This window comes from Mycobacterium seoulense (genome assembly GCF_010731595.1).
In the GTDB taxonomy this organism is placed as follows: domain Bacteria; phylum Actinomycetota; class Actinomycetes; order Mycobacteriales; family Mycobacteriaceae; genus Mycobacterium; species Mycobacterium seoulense.
The window spans coordinates 4,220,622-4,237,091 of sequence record NZ_AP022582.1; the positions used below are offsets into that span (position 1 = coordinate 4,220,622).

19 protein-coding genes are annotated in these 16,470 nt (G+C 67.0%); 7 read left to right on the top strand and 12 right to left on the bottom strand.

Going from position 1 to position 16,470, the window contains the following annotated elements; all coding sequences use genetic code 11:
• Window positions 1-438: an ATP-binding protein gene (locus G6N37_RS19555; protein WP_163682936.1), complete on the bottom strand. Its 438-nt coding sequence runs from the start codon at window positions 436-438 to the stop codon at window positions 1-3.
• A 116-nt stretch (window positions 439-554) separates the two neighbouring features.
• Between G6N37_RS19555 and G6N37_RS19560 the strand changes: the two genes are divergently transcribed.
• Entirely contained in the window at window positions 555-1,487 is a 933-nt protein-coding gene (locus G6N37_RS19560) for an LLM class F420-dependent oxidoreductase (protein ID WP_163682937.1), read from the top strand.
• A gap of 18 nt (window positions 1,488-1,505) precedes the next feature.
• Here G6N37_RS19560 and G6N37_RS19565 read toward each other — a convergent pair whose 3' ends face one another.
• Together G6N37_RS19565 and G6N37_RS19570 are read right to left on the bottom strand one after the other, a co-directional pair.
• Window positions 1,506-2,324, bottom strand: a complete 819-nt coding sequence (locus G6N37_RS19565) for a formate/nitrite transporter family protein (protein ID WP_163682938.1) — start codon at window positions 2,322-2,324, stop codon at window positions 1,506-1,508.
• A 73-nt stretch (window positions 2,325-2,397) separates the two neighbouring features.
• On the bottom strand, window positions 2,398-3,363 hold the full coding sequence (locus G6N37_RS19570; RefSeq protein ID WP_163682939.1) for a 2-hydroxyacid dehydrogenase: 966 nt from the start codon (window positions 3,361-3,363) through the stop codon (window positions 2,398-2,400).
• A 199-nt stretch (window positions 3,364-3,562) separates the two neighbouring features.
• Between G6N37_RS19570 and G6N37_RS19575 the strand changes: the two genes are divergently transcribed.
• Window positions 3,563-4,420: an LLM class F420-dependent oxidoreductase gene (locus tag G6N37_RS19575; protein ID WP_163682940.1), complete on the top strand. Its 858-nt coding sequence runs from the start codon at window positions 3,563-3,565 to the stop codon at window positions 4,418-4,420.
• 13 nt (window positions 4,421-4,433) lie between these two features.
• Here the strand turns inward: G6N37_RS19575 and G6N37_RS19580 are convergent, their stop codons facing one another.
• Both G6N37_RS19580 and G6N37_RS19585 read right to left on the bottom strand, forming a co-directional pair.
• Entirely contained in the window at window positions 4,434-5,999 is a 1,566-nt protein-coding gene (locus G6N37_RS19580; RefSeq protein ID WP_163682941.1) for a SulP family inorganic anion transporter, read from the bottom strand.
• A gap of 287 nt (window positions 6,000-6,286) precedes the next feature.
• Window positions 6,287-6,709: a nitroreductase family deazaflavin-dependent oxidoreductase gene (locus tag G6N37_RS19585; protein WP_163682943.1), complete on the bottom strand. Its 423-nt coding sequence runs from the start codon at window positions 6,707-6,709 to the stop codon at window positions 6,287-6,289.
• 208 nt (window positions 6,710-6,917) lie between these two features.
• On the opposite strand from G6N37_RS19585, the gene G6N37_RS19590 reads away from it, so the two are divergent.
• Both G6N37_RS19590 and G6N37_RS25895 read left to right on the top strand, forming a co-directional pair.
• Window positions 6,918-7,607: a class I SAM-dependent methyltransferase gene (locus tag G6N37_RS19590; protein WP_163682945.1), complete on the top strand. Its 690-nt coding sequence runs from the start codon at window positions 6,918-6,920 to the stop codon at window positions 7,605-7,607.
• A gap of 84 nt (window positions 7,608-7,691) precedes the next feature.
• Window positions 7,692-7,859, top strand: coding sequence for a hypothetical protein (locus tag G6N37_RS25895; protein ID WP_167527397.1), 168 nt, complete (start codon window positions 7,692-7,694; stop codon window positions 7,857-7,859).
• Here the strand turns inward: G6N37_RS25895 and G6N37_RS19595 are convergent.
• The 4 genes from G6N37_RS19595 to G6N37_RS19610 form a co-directional block, all read right to left on the bottom strand.
• Entirely contained in the window at window positions 7,856-8,266 is a 411-nt protein-coding gene (locus G6N37_RS19595; protein ID WP_174813964.1) for a hypothetical protein, read from the bottom strand. The two genes, G6N37_RS25895 and G6N37_RS19595, sit on opposite strands and share 4 nt — an antisense overlap.
• Window positions 8,267-8,278: 12 nt before the next feature.
• On the bottom strand, window positions 8,279-8,503 hold the full coding sequence (locus G6N37_RS19600) for a hypothetical protein (RefSeq protein WP_163682948.1): 225 nt from the start codon (window positions 8,501-8,503) through the stop codon (window positions 8,279-8,281).
• Between the two features lie 222 nt (window positions 8,504-8,725).
• On the bottom strand, window positions 8,726-9,949 hold the full coding sequence (locus G6N37_RS19605; RefSeq protein WP_174813965.1) for a TetR/AcrR family transcriptional regulator: 1,224 nt from the start codon (window positions 9,947-9,949) through the stop codon (window positions 8,726-8,728).
• A 202-nt stretch (window positions 9,950-10,151) separates the two neighbouring features.
• Window positions 10,152-11,108, bottom strand: coding sequence for a DMT family transporter (locus tag G6N37_RS19610; RefSeq protein ID WP_163685272.1), 957 nt, complete (start codon window positions 11,106-11,108; stop codon window positions 10,152-10,154).
• A 172-nt stretch (window positions 11,109-11,280) separates the two neighbouring features.
• On the opposite strand from G6N37_RS19610, the gene G6N37_RS19615 reads away from it, so the two are divergent.
• Window positions 11,281-12,132 carry a LysR family transcriptional regulator gene (locus G6N37_RS19615; RefSeq protein ID WP_163682952.1) on the top strand — a complete coding sequence of 284 codons (852 nt, stop codon included), beginning with the start codon at window positions 11,281-11,283 and terminating at the stop codon, window positions 12,130-12,132.
• A gap of 55 nt (window positions 12,133-12,187) precedes the next feature.
• Here G6N37_RS19615 and G6N37_RS19620 read toward each other — a convergent pair whose 3' ends face one another.
• Window positions 12,188-13,105 (bottom strand): LLM class F420-dependent oxidoreductase, encoded by a 918-nt coding sequence (locus G6N37_RS19620; protein ID WP_163685274.1) that lies wholly within the window; start codon window positions 13,103-13,105, stop codon window positions 12,188-12,190.
• Here G6N37_RS19620 and G6N37_RS26340 point away from each other — a divergent pair.
• Window positions 13,004-13,261: a hypothetical protein gene (locus G6N37_RS26340; RefSeq protein WP_232075628.1), complete on the top strand. Its 258-nt coding sequence runs from the start codon at window positions 13,004-13,006 to the stop codon at window positions 13,259-13,261. The two genes, G6N37_RS19620 and G6N37_RS26340, sit on opposite strands and share 102 nt — an antisense overlap.
• Before the next feature lie 59 nt (window positions 13,262-13,320).
• On the opposite strand, the gene G6N37_RS19625 is transcribed toward G6N37_RS26340, so the two are convergent.
• On the bottom strand, window positions 13,321-13,641 hold the full coding sequence (locus tag G6N37_RS19625; protein WP_163682954.1) for a DUF1330 domain-containing protein: 321 nt from the start codon (window positions 13,639-13,641) through the stop codon (window positions 13,321-13,323).
• Window positions 13,642-13,778: 137 nt separating this feature from the next.
• Between G6N37_RS19625 and G6N37_RS19630 the strand changes: the two genes are divergently transcribed.
• Window positions 13,779-14,810 carry a fused (3R)-hydroxyacyl-ACP dehydratase subunits HadA/HadB gene (locus G6N37_RS19630; RefSeq protein WP_163685276.1) on the top strand — a complete coding sequence of 344 codons (1,032 nt, stop codon included), beginning with the start codon at window positions 13,779-13,781 and terminating at the stop codon, window positions 14,808-14,810.
• A gap of 124 nt (window positions 14,811-14,934) precedes the next feature.
• On the opposite strand, the gene dnaB is transcribed toward G6N37_RS19630, so the two are convergent.
• A complete protein-coding gene (dnaB, locus tag G6N37_RS19635) occupies window positions 14,935-16,311 on the bottom strand; it encodes a replicative DNA helicase (RefSeq protein WP_163682956.1) in 1,377 nt (458 codons plus the stop codon).
• Window positions 16,312-16,470: the final 159 nt, after the last annotated feature.

The window sequence follows — 16,470 nt, forward strand, 5'->3', positions numbered from 1 at the left end:
CTATGGCCTGGTGGTGTAGTCCAGGCACACCGTGGTGCCGTCGGGACGGGCGTTGATGGTGCAATGGTCGGCGAGAGCGTGCATCAGCGCGATGCCGCGGGACCGCCGCGGATCGCTGAGCCGCTGCGGCGAGGGGTGATGCCACGATCCGCGATCGCTGACGCACACGCTGATCGACTGCGCGGCCGGGTCGTGGCTCGCCTGCAATTTCATGGTGCCGGCCGTGCGGTGGGCCCGGTAGGCGTGCTCGACGCAGTTGGCCAATGCCTCGTTGACGCCCAGAATGATGTCGTCGCGGACCTCCGCGGGGGCCTCAGTCGCCTCCTGAAGCCACCGGCGCAGGGCGCGGCGCAATTCTGCCGCCGTCACCGCGTCGGCGGCACCGGCGCAGGTCAATCGCGGGGCGGTCACGACCGTGGGTGGAAGAAGTGAGGTCATGCTCAGGGCATACCCAGTTGCGGGCGTGGTGTTAACTTGTTGACCGTCTCGCTTTGGCCACACGCGGGTACACATTCGGAATCGGCTTGCCGTACAACGACATATCAAGGGATCGTATGGAATTCCGCGCATTCATCGAGCCTCAGCAGGGCGCCGGATACGCCGATCAGGTCGCCGTTGCCCAAACCGCCGAACAGCTGGGCTTCGCAGCGTTTTTCCGGTCCGACCACTACCTGGCGATGAGCGGTGACGGCCTGCCGGGTCCCACCGACTCGTGGGTGACCCTGGGCGCGATCGCCCGGGAGACGTCGAGCATCCGCCTGGGCACCCTGGTGACCTCCGCGACATTCCGCTACCCGGGCCCGCTTGCCATCGCGGTGGCGCAGGTGGACGACATGAGCTCGGGGCGCGTCGAATTCGGTTTGGGCAGCGGCTGGTTCGAGCAGGAGCACCAGGCATACGGGATTCCCTTCCCCCCGCTGCGGGAGAGGTTTGACCGGCTGAGCGAACAGCTGGCCATCCTGACGGGGCTGTGGACGACCGAACCGGGCGAGACCTTCGACTACGCCGGCGAGTACTACACCATCACCGGCTCACCCGCACTGCCCAAACCGACGCAGCGCCCGCACCCGCCGATCGTCATCGGCGGCCACGGCGCCAAACGCACGCCGCAGCTCGCGGCGCAGTATGCGGCCGAGTTCAACATTCCGTTCGCACCGATCGGCGTGGCAGAGAAGCAATACCAACGGGTGGCGGACGCGGTCGCCGCGGTCGGCAGACCCGCCGACTCGATGGTCTACTCGAGCGCGTTCGTGCTCTGCGCGGGGCGAAACGACGGAGAGGTGGCCCGCCGGGCCGCGGCCATCGGCCGCGACCTCGACGAATTGCGCAGCAACAGCCCGCTTGTCGGCACCCCCGCCGAGATCGTCGACAATTTGGGTGCCTGGAAACAGATCGGCGTGCAGCGCGTCTACACCCAGCTGCTGGACCTGTCGGATCTGGCGCACCTCGAGCTGCTGGCGAGCAAGGTTATGCCCCAACTGCTTTGAGGCCCGTCGGCTAACCCGTCATGCGGACTCGGCGTCGGCGCGTTCCTCCTCGAGCCGATCCTTGCTGCGCAGCAACCGCAGCACCGTCACAAACAGCAGCCCGCCGATCATGTTGCCGACCACGGTGTAGGCGAACCAACCCAGCCAGGTCAGATAACCGAACGGCGCGTTCCCGGTGGCCAGCGCGCCGAAGATCAGCAGCGAATCGAGGATCGAGTGGAACAATCGCAGCCCGGCGAGCAGGAACGCGGCGGCGACGGCGGCGGCAATCTTGGCGGGGACGGAGTCCGTGCCGTGCTGCATCCGGGTCATCAACGTGATGACCATGCCGCCGAGAACGGCCAGCGCCATGCTCTGCCCCGATAATGGCGCGGTGGCGAAATGGGCGCCGGATTCGATGGTCTGCGCGTGCAGCTCGGGGAAGCCGGTCATGATCAGCCACATGATCACCCAGCCACCGACGAGGTTGGCGAACATGGTGCCGCCCCACAGCTTCAGCAGCTGCGGGATGCTGGCGCGCTTCGCGGCCACGGTCACGACGGGGATGATGAAACCCTCGGTGAACAGCTCGCTGCGGCCCAGCAGCAGGGCGAGGAAGCCGATCGAGAACGCCAGGCCGGCCAGCAGGGGCCGGTGCGTGGCGGACAGGACCGACAGATAGGCGAGCACCCCGATCCCCACCTCGGTGCCGCCGAAGAAGCCGGTGACCAGCACGCCGCGCCAGGTGCGGTGCAGCCGCTGGGTGCCCTCGCTCAGCATCCTGCTGAAGGCGTCCTCGAGCTCGTCCTCGATCGGGCTGTCGGATGCGCCGAGCTCGCGCTGGGTCGTGTCACTCATGGTGGATGGCCAGATACCCGTTAATCGGCGGGCCGACCTCCGGTGTGAGGCATCTGACACGGCCCGCGCCGCGTCATCTTCGCGGCCGCAGCACGGGTGTCACCAGTTCACCGGTGTCCAGGTAGCTCTCGAGGTTTCGGATCGCCAGCAGCGCCATCGCCCCACGGGTCCGGGCGGTGGCGCTGCCGATGTGCGGGAAAAGCACCACGTTGTCCAGGTCGAACAGCGCGGTCGGCACGCGGGGCTCGTCGACGAAGACGTCCAGCCCCGCTCCGCCCAGGGCGCCGCCGGCCAGCAGTTCGACCAGCGCGTCCTGGTCGACGACGCTGCCGCGGGCGATGTTGACCAGGTAACCCTCGGGCCCCAGCGCCTCGAGGACGGTGCGGTCGACCAGATGCCGTGTCTTGGGGTCGCCAGTGGTGGCCACGACGAGGACGTCGACCGACTCGGCCAGCTCCACGGGCGACCCGGCATAGCGATACGGCGATCCGTCGATGCGGTGACGGTTGTGATACGCGATGGCACAGTCGAATCCGAGCAGGCGGGTGGCGATGGCCGAACCGATGCGGCCCAGACCCAGGATCCCGACCTGCAGGCCACTGACGTCGCGGCCGTACGGGAATGGGCCGTCGCGCACCCATCTGCCCGCCCGCACGTAGCGGTCCGCCGCCCCGAAGCGGCGCAGGGTCATCAGGATCAGGCCCACGGCGGTGTCGGCCACCGTGTCCGAAAGCACGTCGGGCGTATTGCTGACGCCGATGCCGCGGCGCCGCGCCGCCGGCAGGTCGATCAGGTCCACCCCGGCGCCGTTGTTGACGATCACCTCCAGGTTCGGCAGCGCCGCCATCGTGTCGGCGTCGACGCCGGGCGGCCCCGAGGTGATCACCACCCGGATGCCGGCCGCATGCTCGGACAGGAAGTCAGCCCGCCCGGGGCCGTCGGGGAGCGTCGCAATGTCGTAGCGCGCGGTCAACTCGGCTTCGAAGGTCCGCTCGAAGTTGCCGACCCGCAGCGCGCTGCTGAGCTTTTTTGTCGTCACCCGTACATCATCGGGGTGGGGGAAATATCCCGGCGCCGGGCGTCGTTGTGGATCGCGACGGTGTCGGGCATTCCCCCGGGTACCACTTCAGAATCGTCGCTTCGAGCGACCACTTGCCGAGAGGCGTGAAGACGGCACCGTCCCAGACTTTTCCGTCGCACGCGGGAAGCAATCCCGCCGCGGTGCGGTTGCACCGCGAATGCGCATTGGAGTTGTCTTCCCGCAAACCGAGCTCGGCGGAGACCCCGCGGTCGTGCGCGCGTACGGACAGGGCGTCGAAGGGCTCGGATTCACCCACATCCTCGCCTACGACCACGTCGTGGGCGCCGACCCGAGCGTGCACCGAGGCTGGGACGGCCCCTACGACATCGACTCGACCTTCCATGAGCCGTTCGTCATGTTCGGCTACCTGGCAGCGATCACTTCCCTCGAACTCGTGACCGGTGTCATCATCCTGCCGCAGCGGCAGACGGCGCTGGTGGCCAAGCAAGCGGCCGAAGTCGATCTGTTGACCGGCGGCCGATTCCGGCTCGGCATCGGAGTGGGCTGGAACGCGGTCGAATACGAGGCGCTGGGCGAGAAGTTCACCAATCGGGGGAAGCGCTCCGAGGAGCAGGTCGAGCTGATGCGCAGGCTGTGGACCCAACGGTCGGTCACCTTCGACGGCACCTATCACACCGTGACCGCAGCGGGACTGGCACCGCTGCCCACCCAACGCCCGATCCCGGTGTGGATCGGCACGGCGTCACAACGCGGTTGGGAGCGCGTGGGACGGCTCGCGGACGGCTGGTTCCCGATGACCGGCCCCGGACCGGGCCTGGACCACGCGCGCGAACAGGTGCGCCGCGCGGCCGCGGCCGCCGGCCGGGACGCGGAAAGCCTGGGCATGGAAGGCCGGGTCAATTGGACCGGCGACCGGGACAAGGCCGCCGCGGCCATCGCCGCCTGGCGAGCCGCCGGTGCCACCCATGTGTCGGTCAACACGATGCAGTCGGGGTTCGCGACCGTCGACGACCACCTCGCCGCGCTGGAGCGGATCGCCGCCGACCTTAGGTAGCGGCACAACCTGGCTACCCGGCGTCGGCCTCGACCAGGCTGAGGTGGACGGCGCGGCGATTGGTCTTCGGCGATTTGTCCACGCGTGCATGGGGATTCATCAGCCCGTGAGTTAGCTTGACCTCGCCCCCCGTCGCGCAATGCCGGCGCTGCCAGTCGCTGATCGCCTGGTGCGCCGCGTGATCGAGGTAAGTGGCCATCATGTGGATGGTGACCGTGGTGCGCTCGGGAATGGTCGCGAGCACTCCGGTCAGTCGCGGCAGGGCCAGGAAGGTGCAGGCCCCTTCGACAGTCAGCTGCCATTCGTCACCGACGGCCTTCGCTTCCACCCTGGCCCGCACCACCCGCCATCCGGTCACCATGACCGCCACCGCGAGTCCGATCATGACGCCGTGCAGCAGATTGAGGAAGACGACGCCGACGATGGTCACCAGATAGACGGCGAGATCGCCGTTGCGCAACGCGGTTTCGATGTGTGCCGGCTTCAGCAGCTCGATTCCGATGACGATGAGCAACCCCGCGAGCGCCGCGGTGGGGATCTGTTCGACCAATCCGGCGAAGGGTAGGGCGAACATCAGGATCCACACCCCGTGCATGATCGTCGACGCGCGAGTTCTGGCTCCCGCGTTGACGTTAGCCGCGCTGCGCACGATCACGCCCGCGATCGGAAGCCCGCCGATCGCGCCCGAAACCATGTTCGCCGCGCCCTGCCCGATCAACTCGCGGTTGAAGTCGGTACGCGCCCCGGTGTGCATCCGGTCGATCGAGACGGCCGTCAACAGGCTTTGGACGCTGGTGATCAGGGTGACGGTGATCACCGCGATCACGACGGCCCCCCAGTTCCCGTCGGGTAGTTGGGGAAGCTGCAGCGCCTCCAGCACCGAGCCCTCGAGCCGGATGCGGGAGACGTCGAACGGCAAGATGACCGAGATGACCGTGACGGTGACGATGGCGACCAGCGGGCCGGGGATCTTGGCCAGCCGGGCCGGGGCCCAGCGCCACGCGATCAGAATGGCGATCACGAGCAGGCCCAGCGCGACCCCCGGCCGGTGCGCGCCGACGATTTGCGCGGGCAGACCGACAACGTTCGTCCACGCCGAACTCTGCGATTCACCGCCCAGCAATACGTGCACCTGCTGCAGCGCGATGGTGATTCCGATCCCTGCCAGCATGGCGTGCACCACGACCGGCGAGATCGCCAAAGCGGCCCGCGCAATCCGGCTGATACCCAACATGACTTGCAGTGCCCCGGCAATGGCGGTGATGAAACATGTTACCGCCCAGCCGAACTGGGAGACGAGATCGGCGACGACGACGGTGAGCCCGGCTGCCGGTCCACTCACCTGCAGTGGTGACCCGCCGATGCACCCGGCGACGATGCCCCCGACGATCGCTGCGATCAAACCCGACAGCACTGGAGCGTCGGATGCGATCGCGATTCCCAACGACAACGGAAGCGCCACCAGAAAGACCACCAACGATGCCGGCAGGTCGTAGGGCATGGCTGCGCGCAACCGGTCGACTCGAGTCGGCTCCGCCTGCTCGGGGTCGTGTTCACCTGGCCGCCGGGCGTGTTGCATCGACCCTCCCTGGGATATGCATAGAGACGCGCTGGGGTACCACCCGTAGCCGCGCCAAGACAGCAGTGTAATGCTCTGTGGCACAATCGATCACAGCCGCCGCGAACGTCGTTGTTCCGCTGTGCGTGCCTGCCTATGCCTATCGACGGTATGGGTCGGCCCACCCGGTCGCAACCTGACATTCCGGCCGCATATCGAATGCAAATGTTTGCCGCAGACGACTGTCGCAGCGCCGGTGGTGCCTGACGACGAGCTGGCACGCCGGAATGGATTGGGGCCCGGCTTATTTACTCGAGAACGAAGATCGGTATCTGCCGCGTCGTCTTGGCCTGATATTCGGCGTAGGGCGGATAAGCCTCGACCGCCCGCAGCCACCACTGCTCGCGTTCGGCCCCCTCGAGTTCGCGTGCCCTCAGCGAGACGATCCTTTCGCCATCTTGCAGCGACACGTCAGGATTGGCCTTCAGGTTGAAGTACCACAGGGGATGCGCGGGGGCGCCGCCTTTCGACGCCACCATGGCGTAACGGCCGTCGTGTTCGACCCGCATCATCGGGACGTACCGCTTCTTGCCGGACTTCGCGCCCGTGACGGTCACCAGAACCACGGGCCTATCGAGAATCTCGACCCCGTCGGTCGTTCCTTGTTTCAGGATTTGCTCGGTCTGCTCGCGCACCCAGTCCCTCGGGCTCAGTTCGATCTCGTCGGCCATACCCGATCTCAACACGTCCTCGCGCCCGAGTCATCCCCCGACGCGCAACGCCCACCCGTCGGCCCGCGCCGGGACGCGCACAGTCGGTTCATTGCTTAATCGATCTAACTAATGACCCGGGGGGCGGCGGGAGTTACCCCCTCGAATGACGCTCCCCGCGCTTATCAGGCCCGTTGACACATATCAGCGTGATTGATATAAAGGCGGTATGTCTCAGCCGACTCATGAAATGTTCGAAGCCGCCTATCGCGGCGAAGCCCCCGAGATGGGTGAGGGCAACCGCCCGCCGTGGAGCATCGGCGAACCGCAGCCGGAAATCGCGGCACTGATCGAGGCCGGGAAGTTCCACGGCGACGTGCTCGATGCCGGTTGCGGGGAGGCGGCGGTCTCGTTGTTCCTCGCCGAGCGCGGCTTCACCACGGTGGGCCTGGACCAGTCGCCCACCGCGATCAAGTTGGCGCGCGAGAAGGCCGCACGGCGCGGGCTCGCCAATGCCACCTTCGACGTCGCCGACATCAGCGACTTCAGTGGTTACGACGGTCGCTTCGGCACCATCGTCGACAGCACCCTTTTTCACTCGATGCCCGTGGAGCTGCGCGAGGGCTACCAGCGCTCCATCGTGCGGGCCGCCGCGCCCGGCGCCTCCTACTTCGTTCTGGTGTTCGACCGCGACGGGATGTCGGCCGACAGCCCGATCAATGCAGTGACCCAGGACGAGTTGCGCGACGTGGTCTCGAAGTACTGGGTGATTGACGAGATCCGGCCGGCGCGCATCCACGCCAACGTGCCCGACAGTTTCCTGGAAGGCGTGGAGGCTTTCGCCGTCAGCGACATCCGCGACGAGGGCAACGGCCGCAAGTCGATGCGGGCGTGGCTGTTGTCCGCGCATCTCGGCTAGCTTGACGGACCCGCCCAGGTTTCGGAGCGCGGGATTCGGGGAGACCCTGACGGGAGTGCCATAACCGGTCAGAGGAGATCTCACGTGGACCAGCAAGTCAATCTCGACCCGCCAGCCGCACCCGAGGACGCCACGCGGGCGACGGAGGACCAGCGCAAGCTGCAGGAGCAACTCGAGCACCAGAACGATGACCCGGACGGGCCCGGATTGCAGCAGTCCCGGCACGACACGGCCGACGAAAGCACCCGCTAGGTTGCCTCTCGGCGGATAGTGGTTGTTTCCAAGCGGGATCGCGACAGGTCGTCAGCTCCCGACGTGCGCCTGCGGTCATGTGCAAGCGCCGCCGCTGCCAGCCCCACCAACGCCAGGCCGCCGACCGTGGCCGCGGGAATCGCCCACGCGCGCCGGAGGAAGAGCGCGTTGCCGCATTGGCCGACGTAGTTCGTCCTGGGTCTGGCGGGCTGGCTGGGGCCTCCGTGGTCGTTCGTGTTGCCGTCGGCGACTGACGCCTGGGTGAGGTCCGTCGTGAAGCCGCTGCCGCATTTGACCTGCCAGCCGAACTGATCGTAGGCGTCGATGAACACCGGGAAACGCAGCGCGAAAAGTCCGATGGCCAAAGCCACTGTGGCCACCGAGAAGATCACGGGCCCCCGTCTCAACATCTCACTCCCCTAGGTCATGCACACGTTGGCGAAAATCAGCACGGGCCACGACACGATCGAACCGAGAAACGACACCACCAAATCAAGGCCGTGCAGGTCGCGCAGATGTGCGGTGTGGGTGGACGACCAGATCACCCCGACGATGAGGTACGGCGTGCCCAGCAGCACGGACAGCCCCAGCAGCTCTGCGATCGTCAACTGGTAGTCCAGTAGTCGACGGATCCTGTTGAGCATCGGGCGTCCCCTTCGCGCGAGCTAGCCGAGCGATTATGTTAACGGCTATTCGTCCGATTCGGTAGCTCCTATCGATCATCTGGCGTTGCGCGGTCGCGCCGTTCGTTCAGACTCCTCGTCATTGACAGGGGTTTCGGCGCCGCGATCGACTTCACATCGGTGAGCGTCGCTTCGGCAAGTGCAGCACGATTCGGTCGTCGAACGACGCGCACCCGCGTCGACTCAGCGCCGTCGCGTCCCGCCGGCGGCCTTGCCCGACGTCGTGGCGGGCTGGCCGAGCAAGGTGACTTCCATCAGCCGGTGCAGTGTCATGCGCGCGGACTGGCTCGAGCCGGGGATGACGAGCCGGCCGATGTCGACGGCGAGGGCGAACGCACCGTGTACGGCGTACCGCGCGCGGCCCAGCGTCAGGTCGGGCCGCGCCGCTACCGCCAGCCCGGCCCACGATTCGACGATCGAACGCTGAATGTTGTACAGCCGCAACGCGTCCGCGTCGTCCAGGTTGTGGCGCTCGGTGTAGTACACCCGGGCGAGTTCGGGACTGACCAGCGACCGCGTGACGAAGGCGTCGATCAGCCGCCGCAACGACCGCTCCGGATCGCCACCGGCGGCCACAATGGTCGACAGGTCGCCGGAGAGCTGATCGGCGCCGCGGCGGTATGAGGCAGCCAAGATGGCGGACTTGCTTGGAAAGTACTGATAGATGCTGGCCACCGGTATGCCGACGGCCACCGCGATGTCCTCCATACCGGTTTCGCGGTAACCCCGTTCGTTGAACAGACGCATCGATTCGCGCAAGAGCATTTCGTAGCTGCCGACCGCGCTGGTGAGCGCCACTGCCGGCGCCGGCCCCGCCCTATTCCGCTGCGCCGGCACGTCGGCCCGCAACACGGCCGTGGCGATGTCGGCCAATGTCGCCCGGATCTCGCCGTTGCCCAGCCGGGAGCGATGGTCGGTGATGCTGCCGATGACGCTCAACGCGGCTGCCGACAGCACCCAGCGTTGCCGCGATTGCAGCTTGGGCCGCAAGCTGATCAATGGCCGCTGCAGGCGACGGTTAACCAGCTTGACCTGCTCTGCCAACAGCCCCTGATCTTCACCGAGTAGGTAACGGCCCTCCCATCGGTACAGGCCGCCCGCGGTGCGGTTCGCGATGGCGGTGTCGATCAACGCAGCGGTCAGCGCGCGCAGCGTCGCTTCGGGATCGGCGCCCTCGGGCAGTTCATCGGCAAAGTCCGTCGCATCGACGAGTCGCTGCCCGAGCGCGAGGACCGCCGAACGGAACAGGTCGTATTTTCCCTGCGAATGCCGGTACAACGCCGCCGCCGAGATTCCGACACGGGCGGCGATGTTTTCCATGCTGACCGCGTGGTATCCGAGTTCGCTGAAGGCGTCGGTGGCGGCGCGGGCGATCTGCGCCTTGCGGTCTTTCGGGCGCCGCCTCACGGGGTCTGCGGACGTGCGGCCGGCCGGCGTCATAGAGATCACCGTAGTCCCAGCACGCCTGGCCGGGCGGGCGCGCCGCCGACCGGTTCTCCGGATCAGCCCGCCGCACCGCGGGAAGTGGGCCTGCCGGCTGCACGCGGTGCGCCCTCGGTAGTCAAAGCGCCTGGCGCCGCGGGCAATTGGGAAGGCCAGCCAAGCACCCTCATGCCGGACCCGGGGGCGACCCGCACGACGCGTGAACCCGCTGACCAACCGCGGCCGAGGCCTGCAACGCGGCGGTCGGCCCCGCAGCCTGGGCCGCTCGGCGCGGACGAGGCCGTCGGCTGTTGAGCCAGCAGGCCAACCCGCCCAGAACCAGGCCGACCGCGACACCCGGGTCGGGGCGCTGGCCCAGCATGAGCCATGCCAGCACCGCGGCGACCGCGGGGATGACGGCGAAGAGCATCGCCACCGCAGCCGCTCCGTGGGTGTTGATGGCCCGGACATAGAGGCTCACCGCGAGCGTCGCGTTCAGCAGCACCATGCCGGCGACCGCGATCGCCGCCCGCCGGACGTCGTGCACGGTGAACGGCGTGAGGGTCGCCAGTGCGGCCGCGGGGATGAGCGCGACCGCGTTCTGCATCGCGCTCATCGCGCGAAAGTCGACGCCCGCGCAGAACCGCTGCTGATAGACGCCGCCCGCCGAAAGGCCCAGCAGCGCAATGCCAAGCAGCACGATGACGGGGTCCACTCCGTGAGTGGTCGCCAACCGCTTGGCGCATGCGGCGAGCACCGCGAGGACACCGAGAAAGAGCGCGGCCATCCGTTGGAGACCGAGCGGCTCGCGCAGGAACATGGCGGCGAGGATGGCCGTGGCGACCGGGTTCATCGCGACCACTACCGCACACAGCACCGCGGGCGATCCGAGCTGAACGGCTTCGTACAGACAGCAGAACTGCACGGCCTGGATCAGCAGCCCAACCACCACGACGTGACCGAACTGGGCCCCCCTGGGCCAGGGCGCCTTGGCCAGCACCGCCCACAAGCCCAAAATCGTTGCGGCCAAACCGAAGCGGAGCACCAGCGCGGCCATCGGCGCCATGGCGGTCACCGCCAGCACTCCGATGGGGTAACCGAGGGCGTAGAAGAACGTCACCGCCGACGCGGTGGTCAGTGGCATGCGCGGCAGATCCATGTGCCCCATGCTGGCCGACACCCTCCCGCGCAGTCCAACGATTATTGCTGATCAGGACCGATCGCATTTACTTATCAGTATTGGTGGAGCAGAGGCCGAGATTAGCGGCTATAGCTCAACAATTGATCACCAATCCCGATCGGACTATGGTGCTGCTATGCCCCAGGTGCTGGACATCGCGCCGCTGCGCAGCCTCGTCGCCGTCGCCGACTGTGGTGGATTTCACCGCGCCGCCGCCGCCCTGCACCTCAGCCAGTCCGCGGTCAGCCAGCATCTGCGCCGGGTCGAGGCGGTCGTCGGCGAGCCCCTGATCCAACGCTCCGGCCGCGGCATCGTGTTCACCGAGATAGGGCTGAAAGCGCTGCGGCATGCCCGCACGATATTGGCCGCACACGACACGGCGCTCGACGACCTCGGCGCCGTCGAACCCAAGCTCCTGACGATCGGGGCCACCGAGCACGGCGCAGACGTGATGCTGCCCGGGCTGACCGGCGCGCTGCGGGAGCGCCTTCCCGACCGGCGCGTGCGGTTCCGGCTCGACCGCAACGTGTCGCTGGCCGACTCGATCGAACGCGGACTGGTTGACTTGGCGATCATGCTCGACGGGGCCGGCCTGGACCGCGCCAACGCATCCGGAGTGGTTCGGCTGCAATGGATCTCCGCGCGCGCGTTGGCTGTCCCGGCGCGCGACCCACTCCCACTGGTGATCTTCTCCGAGCCGTGCACCTTGCGTGAGCCCGCCTTCGCCATTCTCGAAAACCACGGCATCGACTATGAGATCGCCGCCGAATGCGGCGATCTGTCCGGGCTGTACGCGGCGGTGCGGTCGGGCCTCGGGGTGGCGTTGCTGCCGATGATCGGCAAGCTGCCGGACGGCTTGTGTCCGGCCGAGGGACTACCGCCCACCAATAACGCATCGGTTCTGGTTCGCGGCCGAGCCGGCATCGATCCGGACCTGCTGAGCACGGTCGACGAGGCGGTGCGGGACGTGCTCGCCGCCGCGGACTGATTCCCGCCGCCGAACAGCGCAGCCCCGTCGGGCTTTTCGCGCTCCGTCGCTCAGCTCACAGTGCAGCGGTGAGTCTCCACAACGCTTCGCGGTCCACCGTCGCGGAGCGGTCGATCGGGCTGATCACCACGTCCGTGGCGCCTGCATCGCGATAACGGCGCAAGTGTTGCACGACACGTTCTTCCGTTCCGATCGCGGCAAGTTCGACGACACTGTCGACTTCTTCCCTGGCGATCACGTTGCGATAGGACGGGATGCTCTCGTAGAGGCTCAGCTGTTGCGCGGCGATTGCGCGGGCGCCCTCGACGTCTTCGGACAACAGCACCGGCACGGCGGCGATGATGCGCGGCGCGGGACGCCCCGCATCGGCCGCTGCCTTGGTGATTTCCGGCACGATGAATTCGCCGACGGTCCGGGGCCCCGCCAGGTAGGGCAATGTCCCGTCCGCCAGTTCGCCGGTGACCCGCAACGCCTTTGGGCCCATCGCCGCCACATACACCGGGATGGGTGTCCCGCCCGCGACCTGGACCGGCCAGGTCGGGCTCGCACTGAGCTCGCTCCCGTGGAAATCGACGCCTGCGGCGTTGAACACCGACCCGAGGATCGTCAGATGCTCCCGTAACCGGGTGATGCCGTTTGACCAGTCGGCGCCGAAGGTCTGGCGCTCGATCTGGCGCGCACCCAGACCGAGGCCCAGGCTGAAGTTTCCGTGCGCGGCGGCCTGTGCCGTCTGCGCGAGCGACGCGACGATCAGCGGGTGACGCGGATTGATCGGCACCACCGACGTTCCGACGCCGAGTCCGGGCACGGCGGCGCCCACGAGGGCCGCCAACGCGAGCGCGTCGTAGTTCTGCTGTTGGGGAAGCCACACGTGGGCGACACCGTGCGCATAAGCTTCGCGGGCTTGCGCGACCACATCGTCAACGAGGTTGGCGGCATCGGGGCGCGCCATGAGGATGATTCCGGTAGGCATATCGACAACCAACGGCGCCGCCCGCTCGAGCATTCCTGCGGCACCGACACCCTGATGGGCCACGACCTATCGAGGTACCAAACCTTCCACGACCCCGAGGATTTCGGCACACTGCTTGACCAGACGATGACCGCTCAATTCGATGAATTCACCTGAGCCCCGGAACGACTCACGATCATTCAATGCCCTCCCGGCGTCCGATGAAGAGCGGGGAATTACCGGGTCAAGATCGGCCTGAGGTCGTCGAGGCGGTCGAATAGGTGCCAAATATATCCCGATGACCCGTTCTCGCGGTGCCGATGCAGATCGGCGAGCTCCGGGTCGTTGCAGTAGCTGTCAAATGCGTCTCGTGATTCCCATTCCACGAGTATCAGCACTTGTCGCGGCTCGATGTCACCGACAATCGCATGTTGGAAGCTGCCGAGCGCGACGACGCGACCGCCGTGCTTGGCCACCTCGGCGGGTGACCGTCGTGAGTATGCGCGGTACTCGTCGGCGTCGGCGATATCGAAGAGGTTCAGGGCATAAACGGTCATGGTCGCAAACGCTACGGGGCCGGATAATGCGGCGGCAGGTGCCGGTGTTCAACAGCGGCGTCACCGGCTGAGTGTCGGCGCGTTAGTGTGCCTTGGTCGGCCGCAGCGAACCGGTCGATAGAAAAGTTGAGCAATTCATGACCGCAGCAGCAGAAAAGTCAACGCTCGAATCGCGCGTCGGCCACTACTACCGAGTCGACGACAGCTACCGGGTCGCCGCTGAGAAGGTGCGCGAGTACGCCCGCGCGGTGCAGGACTATCACCCCGCGCACTGGGATATCGCGGCCGCCGCGAAGCTCGGATATTCGGGCCTGGTGGCGCCGCTGACCTTCACGTCGATCCCCGGCATGGTCGCCAACCGGCACCTGTTCGAATCCGTGGTCGTCGGTTACGACATGTACCTGCAAACCGAAGAAGTCTTCGAGCAGCACCGGCCGATCATGGCCGGCGATGAACTGCACACTGACGTCGAGCTGTCATCGGTGCGCAGGATCGCGGGCAGGGATCTGATCACCGTGACCAACACCTTCACGGACTCGGCCGGCGAACGGGTGCACACCATGCACACCACCGTCGTCGGTGTGACGGCCGAGGATGTCGATCCGGCGATGATGACGGCCGCGGAGAACGTGGTGATGCACGACGTGAATCTCGCCGGAGTCGATCGCTCCGAAGCGGCCTACCGCAAGACGGTACGTCCCGAGGCTGACGTGCGGATAGCGCAGGGTGGCACGCGGCGCATCCCGGGAACCCCCTCCTTCGATGACCTCAAGGTCGGCGATGAGCTGCCGGTGCACCACGCCCGGCTGTCGCGCGGCGACCTGGTGAACTATGCCGGCGTGGCCGGCGACGCCAACCCGCTGCATTGGGACGAGAACGTCGCCAAGCTGGCGGGGCAGCCCGATGTGATCGCCCACGGAATGCTCACCATGGGTTTGGGTGCCGCGTTCGCCTCGGCATGGTCGGGCGACCCCGGTGCGGTTACCCGCTACGCGGTGCGCTTGTCGCAGCCCGCGATCGTGTCGGCCGCGGGCGGTGCAGACATCGAGTACAGCGGCCGGATCAAGTCGTTGGACCCCGCGACCCGAACCGGTGTGATCATCGTCGGCGCCAAGTCCGGTGGCCGGAAAATCTTCGGCCTGGCGACGTTGAATATCCGCTTCCGCTGAATGTCCTCCGTGGGAGGGGTGGCCTATTGATCCGCGTCAGCGGATGCAAGGGCTGAAAACATCATGTGCGGCTTACCCCGCGCGTCAGCTGATGCGGATGACCAGAACCGACACCCGCCGCGCATCACCGCGCCATGTTGGCGAAGCGCGACAGGTGCAGCTGATGCGCGACGGTGACGGTCTTGGTCGGCCCGTTACGGTGTTTGGCGAGAATGAAATCCGCCTCCCCCCCGCGTGGATCGTCGCGCTCGAAAGCGTCCGGCCGGTTCAACAGGATGACCATGTCCGCGTCCTGCTCCAGCGATCCGGACTCACGAAGGTCGGACAACATCGGCTTCTTGTCGGTGCGCTGCTCGGGACCGCGGTTCAGCTGAGCGATCGCCACCACCGGCACCTCAAGCTCTTTGGCCAACAACTTGAGTTGGCGCGAGAATTCCGAGACTTCGACCTGGCGTGACTCGTGCTTCTTGCCGGACGTCATCAGCTGCAGGTAGTCGACCACGACCAGCTTCAGGTCGGCCTTCTGCTTGAGCCGGCGGGCTTTGGCACGGATCTCCATCATCGTCAGGTTGGGCGAGTCGTCGATATACAGTGGGGCCTCACTGATTTCGCTCATCCGCCGCGCCAGCCGCGTCCAGTCGTCGTCGCTCATCCGGCCCGAACGCATGTCGGACAGTTTGATCTTCGCCTCCGCCGAGAGCAGCCGCATCACGATCTCGGACTTGCTCATCTCCAGCGAGAAGATGACGCTGGCCATCCGGTGCTTGATCGAGCAGGACCGCAAAAAATCCAGCCCTAGCGTGCTTTTGCCCACGCCGGGCCTGGCCGCCACGATGATCATCTGCCCGGGGTGCAGGCCGTTGGTCACCTCGTCGAGTTCGGTGAAGCCGGTCGGCACTCCGCGCGAGATGCCGCCGTTGGAGGCGATGGCGTCGATCTCGTCCATCGTCGGCTGCAGCAAGTCCTCCAGCGGCACGAAGTCCTCCGACGTGCGGCGGTCGGCGACGTCGTAGATCTCCGCCTGCGCGCGATCGACCACCTCGGCCACGTCGGCGCCCTCGGCCCCCGCGTAGCCGTACTGCACGACCCGCGTGCCCGCCTCCACCAGCCGGCGCAGCAGCGCCTTCTCGGCGACGATGCCGGCGTAGTAGCCGGCGTTGGCGGCCGTGGGCACGGTCGAGATCAGCGTGTGCAGATAGGGCGCGCCACCGATGCGGCGCAGCATCCCGCGGCGGTCCAGTTCCGCGGCCACCGTCACGGCGTCGGCCGGCTCCCCGCGCCCGTAAAGATCCAGGATCGCGTCGTAGACGTTCTGATGCGCGGGGCGGTAGAAGTCGCCGGGCCGCAGCCGCTCCAACACATCGGCGATGGCGTCCTTGCTCAGCAGCATGCCGCCCAGCACCGCCTGCTCGGCCGCGAGGTCCTGCGGTGGCTGACGGCCGAAGTCCTCGCTGGGTGCCGGCGAATCCATGCCAGACGCCAGGTCATCGACGACCGCCATGGATCCCTCCTCCCCTGCCACGCACCCGAACGTACATTCGAAAACCGCTCTCGCCAGCGTAAGTCAAGGAGCCGACACTTTCGCCGCACAACACTCGCACGCCTCGCGCCGGGACGACGTTAGACGTTGCTGGCTAGGAGGTGAAAGGGGCGCTGTTCA

Excerpts from the sequence above, each read along its gene's own strand:
- G6N37_RS19555 (WP_163682936.1), bottom strand. The coding sequence starts at position 438 with ATGACCTCACTTCTTCCACCCACGGTCGTGACCGCCCCGCGATTGACC.
- G6N37_RS19560 (WP_163682937.1), top strand. The coding sequence starts at position 555 with ATGGAATTCCGCGCATTCATCGAGCCTCAGCAGGGCGCCGGATACGCC.
- G6N37_RS19565 (WP_163682938.1), bottom strand. The coding sequence starts at position 2,324 with ATGAGTGACACGACCCAGCGCGAGCTCGGCGCATCCGACAGCCCGATC.
- G6N37_RS19575 (WP_163682940.1), top strand. The coding sequence starts at position 3,563 with ATGCGCATTGGAGTTGTCTTCCCGCAAACCGAGCTCGGCGGAGACCCC.
- G6N37_RS19580 (WP_163682941.1), bottom strand. The coding sequence starts at position 5,999 with ATGCAACACGCCCGGCGGCCAGGTGAACACGACCCCGAGCAGGCGGAG.
- G6N37_RS19585 (WP_163682943.1), bottom strand. The coding sequence starts at position 6,709 with ATGGCCGACGAGATCGAACTGAGCCCGAGGGACTGGGTGCGCGAGCAG.
- G6N37_RS19590 (WP_163682945.1), top strand. The coding sequence starts at position 6,918 with ATGTCTCAGCCGACTCATGAAATGTTCGAAGCCGCCTATCGCGGCGAA.
- G6N37_RS19600 (WP_163682948.1), bottom strand. The coding sequence starts at position 8,503 with ATGCTCAACAGGATCCGTCGACTACTGGACTACCAGTTGACGATCGCA.
- G6N37_RS19610 (WP_163685272.1), bottom strand. The coding sequence starts at position 11,108 with ATGCCACTGACCACCGCGTCGGCGGTGACGTTCTTCTACGCCCTCGGT.
- G6N37_RS19615 (WP_163682952.1), top strand. The coding sequence starts at position 11,281 with ATGCCCCAGGTGCTGGACATCGCGCCGCTGCGCAGCCTCGTCGCCGTC.
- G6N37_RS19620 (WP_163685274.1), bottom strand. The coding sequence starts at position 13,105 with ATGCCTACCGGAATCATCCTCATGGCGCGCCCCGATGCCGCCAACCTC.
- G6N37_RS19625 (WP_163682954.1), bottom strand. The coding sequence starts at position 13,641 with ATGACCGTTTATGCCCTGAACCTCTTCGATATCGCCGACGCCGACGAG.
- G6N37_RS19630 (WP_163685276.1), top strand. The coding sequence starts at position 13,779 with ATGACCGCAGCAGCAGAAAAGTCAACGCTCGAATCGCGCGTCGGCCAC.
- dnaB (WP_163682956.1), bottom strand. The coding sequence starts at position 16,311 with ATGGCGGTCGTCGATGACCTGGCGTCTGGCATGGATTCGCCGGCACCC.